Here is a 17,832-nt window from a genome sequence, read left to right as displayed (position 1 = left end):
GGCGCTGACGCGGGGGTGGTGCTGCGCCGACACGGCACCACCCCCGCCGCTCGCCCCGTTCAGGAGCTCGGACACCGCACGGGCGGCATCGCTGTCAGTTTCGAGGAACCTTGTGACCGTTGGCGAGAGTTGCAGACCGTTGCATTCCTTTGTGCACCTTGTGCGAAGGCCCCGCAAACCCGGCCGAGAGCAGGCACGATGTGGGATGACGGCGGTGTCGCGGCCCGTACGAGGTCCTGGTTTCGGGAGTGCTCTGTGAAGACCACATCGTTCAACCCAACCCGTTTCGCACCGTCCGACGCGTCCGAAACGGCGGGGCACCTCCAGCAGACCTGGGCGGCGTCGGTCAAGGGCGAGCGGGGCACGTTCGCCCCGCGTCCGGTGATCGGCCGGTCCTGGCAAAGAGCGAAACGTTTCGGCGTCAATCCCGAACAGGGAACGGACAGCATCCTGCTGCATCCCGAAGAACTCGAACACCGGCGGACATCCACCGCGCTCGCCGCTGTGATGCCGACCCTGCACGGCGGCCTCGGGACGGTCGCCGACGCCTCCCTGCAGATCATGGTGGTCACCGACCCCGAGGGCCGGGTGCTGTGGCGCGAGGGGAACACGAGCGTGCTGCGCCGGGCCGACACCATCTGCCTGGAGGAAGGCGCCGCCTGGAGCGAGGACACCACCGGCACCAACGCCATCGGAACCGCCCTGTCGGCGGACGCCCCCGTCCAGGTGCACTCGGCCGAGCACTTCGTGCGCACCCTGCACGACTGGACGTGCGCCGCCGCGCCCGTCCACGACCCGCGCGACGGACGGCTCCTCGGGATCATCGACGTGAGCGGCCCGGACAGCACCTTTCATCCCGCCACCCTGGCCCTGGTCGACACCGTGTCCAGACTGGCCGAAAGCGAACTGCGCACCGCGCATCTGACCGCCATCGAGCGGCTGCGCGCGGTGGCCGCGCCCCTGCTGTGCCGGCTCGACGGTCCCGCGCTCGTGGTCGACACCCACGGCTGGCTCGCCGCCGTCACCGGCATGCCGCCCGTGGACCGGGTCCCGCTGCCCGACTCCTTCGGCGCGGGCCACGTCTGGCTGCCCTCCCTCGGAACGTGTGTCGCCGAGCCCATGCCCGGCGGCTGGCTGTTGCGCGTCACCGGTGCCGGCGACCTCGGGAGCGCCGGGCGGGTGGTCCTCGACCTCGGCGAACCCCGCCGCCCGCACATCACCGTCGCGGGCACGGCGGGCAGTTGGGCCCAGGATCTGAGCCCGCGCCACGCGGAACTCCTCTACGTCCTCGCCGTGCACCGGCAGGGACGCAGCGCCGCCCAGCTCGCGGTCGACCTCTTCGGTGATCCCACCCGCACGGTCACGGTCCGCGCCGAACTGTCCCGCGTACGCCGCCGGCTCATCGGGCTCCTCGACCACCGCCCGTACCGCTTCCGGGAGGAGGTGGAGGTCGAGGTCCTGCTGCCGGACGACCCCCGGGACCTGCTGCCGCACTCGACCGCGCCCGCGGTGCTCGGAGCGCGCGCGACGGCCGAACCGGCGCCGTCATGAGGACGAACAGGGGTGAACCGAGCGTATTTCGGGGGCGTCTTCCGCGGTCTTTGTCCTGGCCCGGGGGTCACTGCCGTAGCATCCACTCCACAGGCCACCCCACGCGTCTCTCCGTCAACGCCCTCGGCGGGGGAGGCAGTTGGCCTATCCGGGAGGACGCATGAAGCAGCGCGGCAGGCACCGTCGTCGAAGAAGGGGACAGGCGCTGCGCGCCACCCTTGCCGGAACCGCGCTCGCGCTCACCGCGGCCGCCACCCTGATCAGCACCTCGCAGGCCACCGGCGCCAACAGTCCGGGCGGCCTCACCGCACTGCGCACCGGCTCCGCCACGCAGCTCCGCCTCCACGAGAACCTCACCTCCCGGGAATCACTCGACACGCTCAGCGGCACCATGGGCGGCAACGTGGGTGTCGACGGAGTCCTGCGCGACGCCGACCACTCGATGCGCAACACCGGCGACTGCACGGCCGACGAGCGGGCCGCGCTCCCCGTGGAGCCGACGGCCACCCGCGCGTACTGCTGGGACGACGCCGACGCGCGGAACCCGGGCTGGCGGCCGCGTTCCGTGACCACGTCCGGTGACGCCGACGACGACGGCGCGTGGGGCACCCATCAGGTGATCCTGGCCGGCTGGACCCACCGCGACGGCCGCGCGGCCGCACCGGACCGGGACGAGGGACTCGCCCGGATCGCCGTCGTCGACGCGACGGACCCGGACGCCCTCCGCTACCGCTGGGTCCTGCTGGTCGCCCCGCGGGCCGGCGGCAAGGACTTCACGGCGGTCCGCACCGGCCTGGGCGGCATGGTCTGGTATCAGGACAAACTGATCGTCACCGCGGACCACGGCGACGGTCTGCTCGTCTTCGACCTGCACCGGCTGCTGCGCGCCGACGCGGACAGCGGCGCCGTGGGCCGGACGGGCCACGGCTACTCGGCCGCCGGCTACCGCTACGTCCTCCCCGCGATCGGCTCGTACGACCTGGAGGGCGGCTCGTGCACGCGCGGCCGCGACCACGCGGTCCCCTGTATCGGCTCGCTCTCCCTGGACCGTACGACCACTCCCGACAGCCTGGTCGCGACGGAGGCCGCGAGCGACCGCCCGGAGCGCACCCGCGTCTGGCGGTACGCGTTCAGCACCGCCGCCTACCGCACCGGACTGCTCGCCGACGCCCAGGGGCATGTCAACGCGGCCGAGGCCTGGACGACCAAGGGCTCCGGGATCTCCGGCGCCCTCGCGCACCGGTCCCGGGGCGCCCACGAGGCCCAGTGGTACATCGGGCGGCCGTCCGACAGCAGCACCGGACACACGTCCCTGTGGCGCCAGAGCGGAGACGGCGCCGACGCGGCCACGTGCACCGCGGACCAGTCGCACGCCTGCTGGGGCCTCGGTACCGGGTCGCTCTCCTACTGGCAGCGGACCGGCGAGCTGTGGAGCCTGTCCGACGCGGCGGACCAAAGGGTGCTGTACGCGGTGCCGCTGTCGTCGGTGGACGGCTCGCTCGACTAGCGGGGCCGCCCGGGAGGGGCCGCCCGGACGCGGGCCGGTCCCGGCCGTCTCGGCGCGCCCCCGCCCCGCGAGCCGGTTCGTGGACCCCTTTGGAAGGGCGGCCGCCTCCGTGATTCCCTGGCGGACATGAGCGACATCAGCGTGACCACCTGGTCCCTGGAGCAGACGGCCCCGGCCGACCTGCTCCCCTCGAGCGCGCCGGACGGGGATCTGCGGATCGTCCGCGCCGAGGTCCCCTCGCCCGAGTTCAGCCGCTTCCTGTACGCCTCGGTGGGCGGGGACATCCTCTGGACGGACCGGCTCGCGTGGACGTACGCGCGGTGGCAGGAGGTCCTCGACAGGCCGGGCACGGAGACCTGGGTCGCCTACGACCGGGGGACCCCGGCGGGCTACGTCGAGCTGGAGGCCCAGGACGACGGGGTCGTGGAGATCGTCTACTTCGGGCTCGTCCCCGCGTTCCGCGGCCGCCGGATCGGGGGCCACCTCCTCTCGTACGGGGCCGCGCGCGCCTGGGACCTGGCCGACCGCTGGCCCGGGCTGGCCGGGACGAAGCGCGTCTGGCTGCACACGTGCAGCAAGGACGGCGAGCACGCGATGGACAACTACCTGCGCCGCGGCTTCCGGCTCTTCGACACCAAGGTCGAACAGGAGGCGGGGGCCGTCACACCGGGTCCGTGGCCCGGCGCGTACCCCGTCTGACCCGCTTTGTGCCGTGGTGACCACGGCTCTGGCCCCTCCTCGCGCCGCCGACGGAGGGCCGGTCATGTGATCGCCAACACCCTTGTCTCGGAATTCGGGACAAGGGTGTCCACATTTTGGATGACGGTGGACTGCCCGGAGATCCCCGTGACACGCTTCCGTCATGTCTGGAACTGGAATTGCCTTGGTGAGTCGGCGGCACGTCGACCTCGGCCGCATGTCCAGCGCCATCTGTCCGGCGAGCTGATCAGCCCAGCAACGCCGACCCCCCTCTTTTTGCGACCCTTGCGCAGTGCTGCGCCCATTCTTCCGTATGCACCCGTATGCGCAGGTCAGAGCCGCAGATCAAACCTGCCCCGCAGTCTCGAAGGACGAAACAACCATGGCCGCCACCCCGCAGGAACCAACCGTCGCGCCCCGCCGCAAGGTGAGCCGTCACCGCGGTGAGGGCCAGTGGGCCGTAGGTCACTTCACCCCGCTCAACGGCAACGAGCAGTTCAAGAAGGACGACGACGGTCTCAATGTGCGGACACGCATTGAGACGATCTACTCGAAGCGGGGATTCGACTCGATCGACCCCAACGACCTGCGCGGCCGGATGCGCTGGTGGGGTCTCTACACCCAGCGCAAGCCCGGGATCGACGGCGGCAAGACCGCGATCCTGGAGCCGGAGGAGCTGGACGACGAGTTCTTCATGCTGCGCGTGCGGATCGACGGCGGCCGGCTGACCACCGAACAGCTCCGTGTCATCGGCGAGATCTCGCAGGAGTTCGCGCGCGGCACGGCCGATCTCACCGACCGCCAGAACGTGCAGTACCACTGGATCCGCATCGAGGACGTTCCGGAGATCTGGAACCGCCTGGAGGCCGTTGGCCTGTCCACGACCGAGGCCTGCGGTGACACGCCCCGCGTCATCCTCGGCTCGCCCGTCGCCGGTATCGCCGAGGACGAGATCATCGACGGCACCCCGGCCGTCGAGGAGATCCAGCGCCGGATCATCGGCAACAAGGACTTCTCCAACCTGCCGCGCAAGTTCAAGTCCGCGATCTCCGGCTCGCCGCTGCTCGACGTGGCGCACGAGATCAACGACATCGCCTTCGTCGGCGTGAACCACCCGGAGCACGGCCCCGGCTTCGACCTGTGGGTCGGCGGCGGTCTCTCCACCAACCCGAAGATCGGCCAGCGCCTCGACGCCTGGGTCCCGCTCGACGAGGTCGCGGACGTCTACGAAGGCGTCATCTCGATCTTCCGGGACTACGGCTACCGGCGGCTGCGCAACCGTGCCCGCCTGAAGTTCCTGGTCGCCGACTGGGGCGTCGAGAAGTTCCGCCAGGTCCTGGAGGACGAGTACCTGCAGCGCAAGCTGGTCGACGGCCCCGCCCCCGACCAGCCGGTCGCCCGCTGGCGCGACCACGTCGGAGTGCACCGGCAGCAGGACGGCCTCTACTACGTCGGCTTCGCCCCGCGCGTCGGCCGCATCGACGGCGCCACCCTGACGAAGATCGCCGAGCTCGCCGAGGCACACGGCTCCGGCCGGCTGCGCACCACCGTCGAGCAGAAGATGATCGTGCTCGACGTGGACGAGACGCGTATCGACTCGCTCGTCGAGGGCCTGGAGGCGCTCGACCTGACCGTGAAGCCCTCGCCGTTCCGGCGCGGCACGATGGCCTGCACCGGCATCGAGTTCTGCAAGCTCGCCATCGTCGAGACCAAGGCGCGCGGTGCTTCCCTGATCGACGAACTCGAGCGCCGCATCCCCGAGTTCGAAGAACCCATCACCATCAACATCAACGGCTGCCCCAACGCCTGCGCCCGCATCCAGGTCGCGGACATCGGTCTCAAGGGCCAGTTGGTCCTGGACGAGAACGGTGCGCAGGTCGAGGGATTCCAGGTGCACCTGGGCGGCGCGCTCGGCCTCGAGGCCGGGTTCGGCCGCAAGGTCCGCGGCCTGAAGGTCACCTCGGACGAACTGCCCGACTACATCGAGCGTGTCCTCAAGCGTTTCCAGGCGGAGCGCGAGGACGACGAGCGCTTCGCCACCTGGGCCGCGCGTGCCTCCGAGGAGGCGCTGTCGTGAGCGAGCGCGCGGCACCTTTCTACTGCCCCTACTGCGGAGACGAGGACCTGCGACCCAGCGAACAGGGCCACGGCGCGTGGGAATGCGCGGCGTGCAACCGAGCCTTCCAGCTCAAGTTCCTGGGACTGCTGTCCCGGGGCGTTCAGCGGGAAGAGCGTGGAGGGGTGGAGTCATGACGGTCACTCAGCAAGAGCGCACGGACGACGACTTGAGGACCCTGGCCGAGCAGGCCGGACGCGACCTGGAGGACGCGTCCGCCCTGGAGATCCTGCGCTGGGCCGCGGACACCTTCGGCGGGACGTTCTGTGTGACCTCCTCGATGGAGGACGCGGTGGTCGCTCATCTCGCCTCGCGTGCCCGGCCGGGTGTGGACGTGGTGTTCCTCGACACGGGCTATCACTTCCCGGAGACGATCGGCACGCGGGACGCGGTCGAGGCGGTGATGGACGTCCGTGTCATCACGCTGACCCCGCGTCGAAGTGTCGCCGAGCAGGACGCCGAGTACGGGCCGAGGCTGCACGACCGCGACCCGGACCTGTGCTGCGCGCTCCGCAAGGTCCAGCCGCTGGAGGAGGGCCTGACCGACTACCGGGCCTGGGCGACCGGGCTGCGCCGTGACGAGTCCCCGACCCGGGCGAACACCCCGGTCGTCGGCTGGGACGAGAAGCGCCGCAAGGTGAAGGTCTCGCCGATCGCCCGCTGGACGCAGGACGACGTGGACGCGTACGTCGCCGAACACGGCGTCCTGACCAACCCGTTGCTGATGGACGGTTACGCCTCCGTCGGCTGCGCCCCGTGCACCCGCCGGGTGCTGGAGGGCGAGGACGCGCGCGCCGGCCGCTGGGCGGGCCGCGCGAAGACCGAGTGCGGACTGCACGGATGACGACCACGACGAACACCGCGCCCGGCGCGGGTCCCACGATTTCTCAGGAGCGGGAAGTGACGAGCGGAGCCACCGTCTGGCTCACGGGTCTGCCGAGTGCCGGCAAGACCACCATCGCCTACGAGCTGGCCGGCCGGCTGCGCGAGGAGGGCCACCGCGTCGAGGTGCTCGACGGCGACGAGATCCGTGAGTTCATCTCGGCGGGCCTCGGCTTCAGCCGCGAGGACCGGCACACCAACGTGCAGCGCATCGGCTTCCTCGCCGAACTGCTCGCCCGCAACGGCGTGACAGCGCTCGTCCCGGTCATCGCGCCCTACGCCGACAGCCGCGAGGCGGTGCGCGGGCGTCACAAGGAGAACGGGACGGCGTACCTGGAGGTGCACGTGGCGACCCCGGTCGAGGTGTGCTCCGTACGCGATGTGAAGGGCCTCTACGCCAAGCAGGCCGCGGGGGAACTGACGGGGCTCACCGGGGTCGACGACCCCTACGAGGCGCCCGAGTCGCCCGATCTGCGCATCGAGTCGCACACCCAGACCGTGCAGGAGTCCGCCGCCGCGCTGCACGCGCTGCTCACCGAGAAGGGTCTCGCATGACGACCGTCGCCAGCGTCTCCGAGGAGACCGAGAGCAGCCCGTACGCGCTGTCGCACCTGGACGCCCTGGAGTCGGAGGCCGTCCACATCTTCCGTGAGGTGGCGGGTGAGTTCGAGCGGCCGGTGATCCTCTTCTCCGGCGGCAAGGACTCCATCGTCATGCTGCATCTGGCGCTGAAGGCGTTCGCCCCGGCGGCGGTCCCCTTCACGCTGCTGCACGTGGACACCGGGCACAACTTCCCCGAGGTCCTGGACTACCGCGACCGGGCCGTGGCACGCCATGGCCTGCGGCTGCACGTGGCCTCGGTGCAGGACTACATCGACCGCGGTGTGCTGCGCGAGCGCCCGGACGGCACCCGCAACCCGCTGCAGACCCTGCCGCTGACGGAGAAGATCCAGTCGGAGCGCTTCGACGCCGTGTTCGGCGGCGGACGGCGTGACGAGGAGAAGGCCCGCGCCAAGGAGCGGGTGTTCTCGCTGCGCGACGAGTTCTCGCAGTGGGACCCGCGCCGCCAGCGCCCGGAGCTGTGGAACCTCTACAACGGCCGCCACGCGCCCGGCGAGCACGTCCGCGTGTTCCCGCTCTCCAACTGGACCGAGCTCGACGTGTGGCAGTACATCGCCCGCGAGGGCATCGAACTGCCCGAGATCTACTTCGCCCACGAACGCGAGGTCTTCCAGCGGTCGAACATGTGGCTGACCGCCGGCGAGTGGGGCGGCCCCAAGGACGGCGAGACGGTCGAGAAGCGGCTCGTCCGCTACCGCACGGTGGGTGACATGTCCTGCACCGGCGCCGTCGACTCCGACGCGACGACGCTGGACGCCGTCATCAACGAGATCGCCGCGTCCCGGCTCACCGAGCGCGGCGCGACCCGCGCCGACGACAAGATGTCCGAGGCCGCGATGGAAGACCGCAAGCGCGAGGGGTACTTCTAGACATGACCAGCACCACCGAACCCACCGAGCCCCTGTCGGTCGAACAGCTCTCGGCGACCACCCTGCTGCGCTTCGCGACCGCGGGCTCCGTCGACGACGGCAAGTCCACCCTCGTCGGACGGCTGCTGCACGACTCGAAGTCGATCCTCACCGACCAGCTGGAGGCCGTCGAGCACGCCTCCCGCAACCGCGGACAGGACACCCCCGACCTCGCGCTGCTCACCGACGGCCTGCGGGCCGAGCGCGAGCAGGGCATCACCATCGACGTCGCCTACCGCTACTTCGCCACCGCGCGCCGCCGTTTCATCCTCGCCGACACCCCCGGCCATGTGCAGTACACCCGGAACATGGTCACCGGCGCCTCCACCGCCGACCTCGCCGTCGTGCTCGTCGACGCCCGCAACGGCGTCATCGAGCAGACCCGCCGGCACGCCGCCGTCGCCGCGTTGCTGCGCGTTCCGCACGTGGTGCTCGCCGTCAACAAGATGGACCTCGTCGGCTACGAGGAGTCCGTGTTCGCCGCGATCGCCGAGGAGTTCACGGCGTACGCCTCCGAACTGGGCGTCCCCGAGATCACCGCGATCCCGATCTCCGCGCTCGCCGGCGACAACGTGGTGGAACCGTCCGCGAACATGGACTGGTACGGCGGCCCGACCGTCCTCGAACACCTGGAGACGGTGCCGGTCAGTCACGACCTGGCGCACTGCCACGCGCGGCTGCCCGTGCAGTACGTGATCCGTCCGCAGACCGCCGAGCACCCCGACTACCGCGGCTACGCGGGCCAGATCGCCGCCGGAACCTTCCGCGTCGGCGAGCAGGTGACCGTCCTGCCCTCGGGACGGACGACGACGATCTCCGGCATCGACCTGCTCGGCAAGCCGGTCGACGCGGCGTGGACGACCCAGTCGGTGACCGTCCTGCTGGCCGACGACGTCGACGTCTCGCGCGGCGATCTGCTCGTGCCGAGCAAGGACGCGCCCGCGACCACCCAGGACGTCGAGGCGACCGTCTGCCACGTCGCCGACGAACCGCTGGCCGTCGGCCACCGCGTGCTCCTCAAGCACGGCACCCGCACGGTCAAGGCGATCGTCAAGGACATCCCCTCCCGCCTGACCCTGGACGACCTCTCGCTGCACCCGCACCCGGGCCGGCTGGTCGCCAACGACATCGGCCGCGTCAAGATCCGCACCGCGGAGCCGCTCCCGCTCGATGCGTACGCCGACTCCCGGCGCACCGGCGCGTTCATCCTGATCGACCCGGCCGACGGCACGACGCTGACCGCGGGCATGGTCGGCGAGTCCTTCGCCGCGCCGCAGCCGGTCAAGGACGAGTCCGACGACGACGGCTGGGACTTCTGACATGAATCCCATCGACATCTACTCCACGTTCGCGAAGGAGGGCGGCCGCGTCGGCAGCGGCGCCCTCGGCAGCGGGCAGGGCGGAGTGGCGCGATGTGCGCGATGACGTACGCGCACTGCCTGCGCGCCCCGTCCCCCCACCGTCCCCCAAGTTCTCGACTTCGCTCGAACAGGGTGGTGCCCCCATCCCGGTTACGACGAAGACCTGCCGACCTCCCGGCCACGACCTGAGAAAGGCGTGACCGCCGGGCCACCGAGAGGAACACCTCCCGTGTCTGCCATCCGCTCCACGCGCACCAAGCTGCTCGGCCGCGGTATAGCCCTCGTCACCGCTCTGCCCCTCCTCGCCATCGCCGCCTGCAGCTACGGCTCCGACGCGAAGGACGACAACGCCGCGGCCAAGGTCGCCGCCGGTTCGAAGAAGATCGACGGACTCGACTCCGTGAAGATCGGCTACTTCGGCAACCTGACGCACGCCACCGCGCTGGTCGGCAACCAGAAGGGCATCTTCCAGAAGGAGCTCGGCGCCACCCAGGCGAAGTACCAGATCTTCAACGCCGGGCCCTCCGAGATCGAGGCGCTCAACTCGGGCTCCATCGACATCGGCTGGATCGGCCCGTCGCCGTCCATCAACGGCTTCACCAAGTCCGAGGGCAAGAGCCTCAGGATCATCGGCGGTTCGGCCTCGGGCGGCGTCAAGCTCGTGGTGAACCCCAAGAAGATCAAGTCCCTGAAGGACGTCAAGGGCAAGAAGATCGCGACGCCGCAGCTCGGCAACACGCAGGACGTCGCGTTCCTCAACTGGGCCGCGGAGCAGGGCTGGAAGGTCGACGCCCAGAGCGGCAAGGGTGATGTGTCGGTCGTCCGCACCGACAACAAGATCACCCCGGACGCCTACAAGTCCGGTTCCATCGACGGCGCCTGGGTGCCGGAGCCGACCGCGTCCAAGCTGGTCGCCGAGGGCGGCAAGGTGCTGCTCGACGAGTCGGACCTGTGGCCCGACAAGAAGTTCGTGATCACGAACATCATCGTGTCGCAGAAGTTCCTCAAGGAGCACCCGAAGGTCGTCGAGGCGGTCCTGAAGGGCTCCGTCGAGACCAACAAGTGGATCAACGCCAACCCGGACGAGGCGAAGGCCTCGGCGAACAAGCAGCTCGAGGCCGACTCGGGCAAGGCGCTGCCGGCGAACGTCCTCGACCCGGCCTGGAAGTCCATCCAGATCACCAACGACCCGCTGGCCTCCACGCTCAACGCCGAGGCGGACCACGCCGTCAAGGCCGGGCTCCTGGACAAGCCGAACCTGACCGGCATCTATGACCTGACGCTCCTGAACAAGGTCCTCGCCGCCGCGGGCGAGAGCAAGGTCGACGACGCCGGTCTCGGCGTCAAGTAAGTCCGGATCCCGATGAGTTCCCAGGAGGTGACGACCATGGCAACGACGCTCGCCAAGGCCGCCCACGGCGCCGACACGACGGAGTACGCCGCCCGCATCGAGCACGTCTCGAAGTCCTTCGCCGGACCCGCGGGTCCCCAGCTCGTCCTCGACGACATCACCCTCGATGTCGCGCCGGGTGAGTTCGTCACCCTCCTGGGGGCCTCGGGGTGCGGCAAGTCCACACTGCTGAACCTGGTCGCGGGGCTGGACAAGCCCTCGGCCGGCACCATCACGACCAACGGGCGTCCGGCTCTGATGTTCCAGGAGCACGCCCTCTTCCCGTGGCTGACCGCGGGCAAGAACATCGAACTCGCCCTGAAACTGCGGGGAGTTCCGAAGGCCGAGCGGCGCGAGCGGACCGAGGAACTGCTCGGACTCGTCCGGCTGAAGGGCGCGTACGGCAAGCGGGTGCACGAGCTGTCCGGCGGTATGCGCCAGCGCGTGGCGCTCGCCCGGGCGCTCGCCCAGGACAGCCAGATCCTGCTGATGGACGAGCCGTTCGCGGCGCTGGACGCCATCACCCGCGACGTGCTGCACGACGAACTCACGCGGATCTGGCGGGAGACGGGACTGTCCGTCCTCTTCGTGACGCACAACGTCCGCGAGGCCGTGCGGCTCGCCCAGCGCGTGGTCCTGCTGTCCTCCCGTCCCGGGCGCGTCGCCCGCGAATGGACGGTGGACATCCCGCAGCCGCGCCGCATCGAGGACGCGCCCGTGGCGGAACTGTCCATCGAGATCACCGAAGAACTGCGTGGGGAGATCCGCCGTCATGGCCAGCACTGAGACGAAGTCCGACGCGGCCGTCAAGGACGGCGACGGCCTGGGCGGGCTGGAGGCGGGCCTCGACGCGCTGGAGTCCTCCGTCGCCGGCGGCCGCTCCTTCGGCACGACGTTCCGGGAGAAGGTGCTGCCGCCGCTGGTCGCGTTCGTGATCGTTCTGGCGGCCTGGCAGGCACTGATCACCTTCAAGATCGTCGACGACCCGACCAAGCTCCCCTCGCCGTCCGACGTCTGGAGCGAGGTCCAGAACGCCTGGCTCCAGGGCACGCTGCTCGACTACATCTGGACCAGCGTCTCGCGCGGTCTGCTCGGCTTCCTGTTCGCCCTGGTGATCGGGACGCCGCTGGGCCTGATCGTGGCCCGCGTGAAGTTCGTGCGCGCGGCGATCGGGCCGATCCTGTCGGGCCTGCAGTCCCTGCCGTCGGTGGCCTGGGTGCCGCCGGCCGTGATCTGGCTGGGGCTCAACAACTCGATGATGTACGCGGTGATCCTGCTCGGCGCGGTCCCCTCGATCGCCAACGGCCTGGTGTCGGGCGTGGACCAGGTGCCGCCGCTGTTCCTGCGGGCGGGCCGCACGATGGGCGCGACGGGTCTGCGCGGGACCTGGCACATCGTGATGCCGGCCGCGCTGCCGGGCTATCTGGCCGGTCTGAAGCAGGGCTGGGCGTTCTCCTGGCGCTCCCTGATGGCCGCGGAGATCATCGCCTCCTCCCCCGACCTCGGCGTGGGCCTCGGCCAACTGCTGGAGAACGGCCGCAACGCCAGCTCCATGCCGATGGTCTTCCTCGCCATCTTCCTCATCCTGTTCGTCGGCATCGCCATCGACCTGATCGTCTTCAGCCCGGTGGAGCGGTGGGTGCTGCGCAGCCGCGGACTCCTGGTGAAGGGCTGACCCCGTCATGAGCAGGCCCGAGCGTCCCGTCCTCGTCGTCATCGCCCACGGCAGCCGCGATCCGCGGCACGCCGCGACGGTGCACGCCCTGGTGCGAAGGGTGCGCGCCCAGCGCCCGGGCCTGCGCGTGGAGACCGCGTTCCTCGACTTCAACATCCCCTCCGTACAAGGCGTGCTGAACTCCCTGGCGGCCGAGGGGATCCGCGATGTGGTGGCGCTGCCCCTGCTGCTGACCCGCGCCTTCCACGCCAAGTCGGACATCCCGGCGGTGCTGCGCCAGGCACCGTCGCGGCTGCGGATCCGGCAGGCGGAGGTGCTGGGCCCGTCCCCGCTGCTGACGGCCGCGCTCGAACGCCGGCTGTACGAGGCCGGGCTGACGCCGGCCGACAAGTCCCGGACCGGGGTCGTCCTGGCCTCGGCGGGATCCACCGACCCGGAGGCGATCGCGGTGATCGCAGAAATCGCGCGGGAGTGGCGGCACACCGGTTGGTGCGCCGTGCGGCCCGCGTTCGCCTCCGCATCCCTGCCCCGCACCGAGGACGCCGTCCGTGAGCTGCGCGCCCTCGGCTGCGAGCGCGTGGCCGTCGCGCCGTACGTCCTGGCGCCCGGCTTCCTGCCGGACCGCATCGCCCGGGGCGCCGCCGGGGCGGACGTGCTCGCCGACGTGCTCGGTCCCGCGCCGGAGGTCGCGCGGGTCCTGCTGGAGCGCTACGACGAGGCGCGGATGCCGTCGCTGGCCGCGGTCGGCGCCTGACCCCTCCTTCTCCGGCCCGGGTTCCGGGTTCCGGTCCGGAGGGGGAGCCGGGTCAGTCGAAGGAGAGTCCTCCGGTGCGGGTCCGCTTGAGCTCGAAGAAGTCGGGGTGGGCGGCGAGGACACGGAAGCTGTCGAAGAGCTCGGCGGCCTTCTCACCGCGCGGGACGGCCCGGAGCACGGGACCGAACCACACCGTTCCGTCGACGTGGAGAGTGGGGGTTCCCACATAGGTACCGGTGTCCGCCTCGGTACCGGCGTCGTGGCTGCGGCGCACCGCCTCGTCGTACGAGGGGTCGTGGGCGGCGTCGGCGAGCGTGGCCGGAAGTCCGAGCTCGGCGAGCGCCTCTGCGGTCACCGCGTCGAAGTCCTTCATGCCGCTCTGGTGGATGCGGGTGCCGAGAGCGGTGTAGAGATCGCGGAGCACCTTCTCACCGTGCCGCTCGGCCGTGGCCACCGCCACGCGTACCGGACCGATGGACCTGTCCACCAGGTCCCGGTACCAGTCGGGCAGTTCGTTGCCGATGTTGTGCAGATACAGGCTCATGGCGTGGAAGCGGAGATCGAGCGGGCGGCTCCGTTCGACCTCCAGGATCCAGCGCGAGGTGATCCAGGCGAAGGGGCAGGCGGGGTCGAACCAGAAGTCGACCCGGGTGGGCGATGTGGTCGTCATACCGTCGAGGCTAGTCACCCGGTGGCATGGAATCCCGGCCCAATCCCGTACGGAAATCCTGGGCCAATTCCCGGGATCAGCTCGTCCCCGGAACGAACGCGCCGGCCTCGCCGGGGCCGAACGGGGTGCCCTGGTGGAAGTAGAGGAGCCAGTCGTTCCCGAACAGCCGCCACAGCGAACTCCGGTGTGCGCGACGGCCGTTGTTGTCGGTGTCGAAGGTCAGGTGGACCAGGTCGTAGGCGAGCTGAACCCCCTTCACCCGTGAGGTCGTGGTGCGGCTGCCGTCCTCCGTCCCGGCGGCCAGCAGCGCGACGATCGAGGCGCGGTCCCAGATGCGACCGGACGCGCCGAACTCGTAGAAGTCGGGGTGCAGCAGCGCGGCGACGAGGTCGGCCGAGCGGCGGACCGCCGGGTCGAGCAGGCGCAGTTCGCCCTCGATGGCGGCCTCGACGGCGGGATTGCGCTCAAGCACCGGTCAGCTCCTCCAGTTTGACGACGGTGTTCCAGTTCCGCGTGGTGGCGAGGACGCCCTTGAGCAGTCTGGGCTTGGCCAGGGCCTCCGCCAGCTTGGAACGGCCGAGGCCGTCGGGCGCGTAGAGGTAGAGGACACGGTCGCCGAGGCGGAACTCCTCGGGGAGGAAGGCCTCGGGTTCGACGGAGGCGAAGCGCTCGGCGTCGACGGGGTGCGAGAAGTAGGTGACGTGGAGCTGCTTGGCCTCCAGCTCGGCGGCCGGGAACGGGCAGGCCTCCCTGACCGCCCGCAGATAGGCGTGCTCGCGGACGAGTACGCCGACGCCGAAGCCGAAGTGCTTCTCGATGGCCCCCGAGAGCTCCTCGGCGAGGGACTCCTCGTCCCCGCCGTCGCTGCTGAACGCGGCGTTCCCGCTCTGGAGATAGGTGCGGACGTCGCCGTACCCGAGCCCTTCCATCAGGGTGCGCAGCTCGGCCATCGGCACCTTCTTCGCGCCGCCCACGTTGATGCCGCGCAAGAGCGCCGCGTACGTCGTCGTCATCCGCACACCATAGGCCGGGCGCCGCGCCCCATGGGGTGGGCGCGACGGCCGTACCCCTCGGGGCCGTCCGCCGGCCGCCGGGGAGCGGGGCCGGTCCCTGAGCGGCATCCCCGAGAAGTGCCGTTACGTGTAAGGGGCTTCCGTCCTCCCCAGTGCGGAGACCTCGGGGTCCGCGGGGAGGAGCGGGAGGTCCGACGGTTCACCGGACAGTACGAGGAGACAGGCTTATCGGGCCCATACCTTCGATACGAAAGGTGGCGGCAGGGGGCTGTCACCGTACGCAAGGGGGCAGGCCCGTCATGGGGAACGCAGACACACGGGTGCGCGGCGTCGCCGCGCGAGCAGGCGGCTGGAGCGCCCGCCACCGATGGGCGGCCGTCGGAATCTGGGTGCTGTTCGTCGTCCTGGCGATGGGCCTCGGCTCCGCGGCGGGCCGCGTCGACGTCAAGGAGAGCGACCAGCTCAAGGGCGAGACCCACACCGCGGCCAAGATCATCGAGGATGCGGGCATCGAGGAGCCGGCCAGTGAGACGGTTCTGATCCAGGCGAAGGACGCGGGCACCAAGGCCACCGACGCCGAGTTCAGGAGCGCCGTTTCCGCGGTCGTCGACGCGGTCGGCGCCACCGGCAAGGTCAGCGACGTGACCTCGCCGTACGACACGAAGTCGATCTCGAAGGACGGGCGCAGCGCGCTCGTCCAGTTCGACATGCGCGGCGACTCGGAGACGGCGGGCGATCGCGTCGAGCCCGTGCTGGACGCCGTCAAGGGCGTGCAGAAGGACCACTCCGGGCTGCGGATCGAGGAGATCGGCGCCGCGAGCATGATGAAGCAGTACGACGAGGCGTTCGGCGACGACTTCCAGAAGGCCGAACTCTCCGCCGTCCCGGTGGCGCTGGGCATCCTGCTGATCGCGTTCGGCGCGCTGGTGGCGGCACTGCTTCCGGTGGCGCTCGCGGTCACCGCCATCATGGCGACGATGGGTCTGATGGGCATCGTCAGCCATCTGATGCCGATGAGCGACACGGCCAACTCCGTGATGCTGCTGGTGGGTCTGGCCGTCGGCGTCGACTACTGCCTGTTCTATCTGCGGCGTGAGCGCGAGGAGCGCGAGGCGGGCCGTGACGCCGGTACGGCCCTGCGGATCGCCGCCGCCACCAGTGGTCGCGCCATCATCGTCTCCGGCGTCACCGTGTGCGTGGCGATGGCGGGCATGCTGTTCACCGGGCTCGCCGAGTTCGAGGCGATGGGCCTGGCCTCCCTGATGGTCGTCGCGGTCGCCATGGTCGGCTCGGTGACCGTGCTGCCCGCGCTGCTCTCCCTGCTCGGCGACCGCGTCGAGAAGGGCCGCCTTCCGTTCCTGCGCCGGGCCAAGCGGCGCTCCGCCGCCCGGAACGACCACCGTCCGGCCGAAGAGGGCAGCCGGTTCTGGGGTGCCGTCCTGCGCGTGGTGCTCGCCAAGCCCGCCGTCTCCCTGGTCGTGGCGACGGGCGCGCTGCTCGCCGTCGCCGCTCCCGCGCTCGGCATGAAGACCCAACAGCTCACCCTGGACAAGGAGTTCGGCAACTCGCTGGCGATCGTCGGCACCTACAACCGGGTCAACGAGGCCTTCCCCGGCGGCTCCGAGCCGGCCGAGGTGGTCGTCAAGGCGCGGGACATCAACGCCGCCGATGTGAAGGCCGCGCTCGCCGACTTCCGTGCGGCGGCCGTGAGTTCGGGTGCCTCGCGCGGCCCGGTCGACGTCAAGGTGCGCGCCGAGGACAACGTCGCCTTCGTCTTCGTTCCGCTTGTCGGCGGCTCCGACCAGGACAAGGCGGAGAAGAGCCTGGAGCTGCTGCGTGACGAGGTGCGCCCGCGGACGCTCGGCAAGGTCGACGGTCTCCAGGCGCCCATCACCGGTCAGGTCGCCGGATCGCACGACTTCAACGACCAGCTCGTCGGCTCGGTGACCCCGGTGTTCGCCTTCGTGGTCGTGTTCGCCTTCGTCCTGATGCTGCTCTCCTTCCGCTCGCTGACGATCGCGGTCACCTCGATCGTGCTCAACCTCCTCTCGGTGGCGGCCGCCTACGGCATCCTCGTCGCGGTCTTCCAGCACGGCTGGGGCGCCTCACTGGTGGGCGCGGCGGGTGTGGGCGCCATCGTCGCCTGGCTGCCGCTGTTCCTCTTCGTGATCCTCTTCGGGCTCTCGATGGACTACCACGTGTTCGTGGTCTCCCGGATCCGTGAGGCACGGCTGCGGGGTCGCAGCACCAAGGACGCGATCCGGCACGGGGTGGTCACCACGGCGGGGGTCGTCACCAGCGCCGCCGTCATCATGGTCGCCGTCTTCGCGATCTTCGGGACGCTGTCCATGCAGTCCATGAAGCAGATGGGTGTGGGCCTGGCGGCCGCTGTGCTCATCGACGCGACGATCATCCGGGGTGTCCTGCTCCCCGCGGTGATGGCGCTGCTCGGCGAGCGCAACTGGTACCTGCCGAAGTGGCTGAACCGGATGCCCGACCTCACCCACGACGAGGCCCCCGAGGCCGTCGCGCAGCCGGTACTGCCCCAGGGCGAACGGGCCGGGGTCTAGTGCCGCGACAGGCAACGTTCGCCGCGACGCCCGGTCGCCGGAACGCGCTCACCCGCCCAGGGCCTGTCGGTCTCCTCCTTCCGGAGGGGCCGACAGGCCCTTCGCCGTTCCGGCC

General features: G+C 70.5%; 18 protein-coding genes. 15 read left to right on the top strand and 3 right to left on the bottom strand.

Annotated elements, in window-relative coordinates:
* The first annotated feature begins 255 nt into the window (after positions 1-255).
* The 14 genes from ACWEBX_RS06960 (at position 256) to ACWEBX_RS06895 (ending at position 13,464) form a co-directional block, all read left to right on the top strand.
* On the top strand, positions 256-1,551 hold the full coding sequence (locus ACWEBX_RS06960; RefSeq protein WP_451883860.1) for a GAF domain-containing protein: 1,296 nt from the start codon (positions 256-258) through the stop codon (positions 1,549-1,551).
* Positions 1,552-1,711: 160 nt separating this feature from the next.
* Positions 1,712-3,058 (top strand): hypothetical protein, encoded by a 1,347-nt coding sequence (locus ACWEBX_RS06955; RefSeq protein WP_451883859.1) that lies wholly within the window; start codon positions 1,712-1,714, stop codon positions 3,056-3,058.
* 126 nt (positions 3,059-3,184) lie between these two features.
* Positions 3,185-3,757, top strand: coding sequence for a GNAT family N-acetyltransferase (locus ACWEBX_RS06950; RefSeq protein WP_451883858.1), 573 nt, complete (start codon positions 3,185-3,187; stop codon positions 3,755-3,757).
* 163 nt (positions 3,758-3,920) lie between these two features.
* Positions 3,921-4,004: a putative leader peptide gene (locus tag ACWEBX_RS06945; RefSeq protein WP_309486338.1), complete on the top strand. Its 84-nt coding sequence runs from the start codon at positions 3,921-3,923 to the stop codon at positions 4,002-4,004.
* Positions 4,005-4,139: 135 nt separating this feature from the next.
* Positions 4,140-5,834 carry a nitrite/sulfite reductase gene (locus ACWEBX_RS06940; protein WP_451883857.1) on the top strand — a complete coding sequence of 565 codons (1,695 nt, stop codon included), beginning with the start codon at positions 4,140-4,142 and terminating at the stop codon, positions 5,832-5,834.
* Positions 5,831-6,010 carry a hypothetical protein gene (locus tag ACWEBX_RS06935; protein WP_451883856.1) on the top strand — a complete coding sequence of 60 codons (180 nt, stop codon included), beginning with the start codon at positions 5,831-5,833 and terminating at the stop codon, positions 6,008-6,010. Before ACWEBX_RS06940 ends, ACWEBX_RS06935 begins: the two co-directional genes overlap by 4 nt.
* Complete coding sequence (locus ACWEBX_RS06930; RefSeq protein WP_451883855.1) at positions 6,007-6,717, top strand: phosphoadenylyl-sulfate reductase; 711 nt, start codon at positions 6,007-6,009, stop codon at positions 6,715-6,717. Before ACWEBX_RS06935 ends, ACWEBX_RS06930 begins: the two co-directional genes overlap by 4 nt.
* On the top strand, positions 6,714-7,310 hold the full coding sequence (gene cysC, locus ACWEBX_RS06925; protein ID WP_451883854.1) for an adenylyl-sulfate kinase: 597 nt from the start codon (positions 6,714-6,716) through the stop codon (positions 7,308-7,310). The genes ACWEBX_RS06930 and cysC overlap by 4 nt, the downstream gene beginning before the upstream one ends.
* A complete protein-coding gene (gene cysD / locus ACWEBX_RS06920) occupies positions 7,307-8,245 on the top strand; it encodes a sulfate adenylyltransferase subunit CysD (RefSeq protein WP_451883853.1) in 939 nt (312 codons plus the stop codon). Before cysC ends, cysD begins: the two co-directional genes overlap by 4 nt.
* 2 nt (positions 8,246-8,247) lie before the next feature.
* Entirely contained in the window at positions 8,248-9,603 is a 1,356-nt protein-coding gene (locus ACWEBX_RS06915) for a sulfate adenylyltransferase subunit 1 (RefSeq protein WP_451883852.1), read from the top strand.
* A 271-nt stretch (positions 9,604-9,874) separates the two neighbouring features.
* The gene (locus tag ACWEBX_RS06910; RefSeq protein WP_451883851.1) at positions 9,875-10,996 is read left to right on the top strand and encodes an aliphatic sulfonate ABC transporter substrate-binding protein; all 1,122 of its coding nucleotides are present in this window, start codon (positions 9,875-9,877) and stop codon (positions 10,994-10,996) included.
* Positions 10,997-11,032: 36 nt separating this feature from the next.
* Positions 11,033-11,821 (top strand): ABC transporter ATP-binding protein, encoded by a 789-nt coding sequence (locus ACWEBX_RS06905; RefSeq protein ID WP_451883850.1) that lies wholly within the window; start codon positions 11,033-11,035, stop codon positions 11,819-11,821.
* Positions 11,808-12,710, top strand: a complete 903-nt coding sequence (locus ACWEBX_RS06900) for an ABC transporter permease (protein ID WP_451883849.1) — start codon at positions 11,808-11,810, stop codon at positions 12,708-12,710. Before ACWEBX_RS06905 ends, ACWEBX_RS06900 begins: the two co-directional genes overlap by 14 nt.
* A gap of 7 nt (positions 12,711-12,717) precedes the next feature.
* Positions 12,718-13,464: a sirohydrochlorin chelatase gene (locus tag ACWEBX_RS06895; RefSeq protein WP_451883848.1), complete on the top strand. Its 747-nt coding sequence runs from the start codon at positions 12,718-12,720 to the stop codon at positions 13,462-13,464.
* Between the two features lie 52 nt (positions 13,465-13,516).
* Here the strand turns inward: ACWEBX_RS06895 and ACWEBX_RS06890 are convergent, their stop codons facing one another.
* The 3 genes from ACWEBX_RS06890 to ACWEBX_RS06880 form a co-directional block, all read right to left on the bottom strand.
* Entirely contained in the window at positions 13,517-14,134 is a 618-nt protein-coding gene (locus ACWEBX_RS06890) for a mycothiol-dependent nitroreductase Rv2466c family protein (protein ID WP_451883847.1), read from the bottom strand.
* A gap of 76 nt (positions 14,135-14,210) precedes the next feature.
* The gene (locus ACWEBX_RS06885) at positions 14,211-14,606 is read right to left on the bottom strand and encodes a nuclear transport factor 2 family protein (protein WP_451883846.1); all 396 of its coding nucleotides are present in this window, start codon (positions 14,604-14,606) and stop codon (positions 14,211-14,213) included.
* Positions 14,599-15,147 carry a DUF1697 domain-containing protein gene (locus tag ACWEBX_RS06880; RefSeq protein ID WP_451883845.1) on the bottom strand — a complete coding sequence of 183 codons (549 nt, stop codon included), beginning with the start codon at positions 15,145-15,147 and terminating at the stop codon, positions 14,599-14,601. The genes ACWEBX_RS06885 and ACWEBX_RS06880 overlap by 8 nt, the downstream gene beginning before the upstream one ends.
* A 299-nt stretch (positions 15,148-15,446) precedes the next feature.
* Here ACWEBX_RS06880 and ACWEBX_RS06875 point away from each other — a divergent pair, with 299 nt between their 5' ends.
* Positions 15,447-17,717, top strand: coding sequence for an MMPL family transporter (locus ACWEBX_RS06875; protein ID WP_451883844.1), 2,271 nt, complete (start codon positions 15,447-15,449; stop codon positions 17,715-17,717).
* The last annotated feature ends 115 nt before the right edge of the window (positions 17,718-17,832 follow it).

Source organism: Streptomyces sp. NPDC005070, assembly GCF_053600395.1.
Note: the sequence above shows the minus strand (reverse complement) of the source record. Positions and strands in the feature narration are given on the sequence as shown.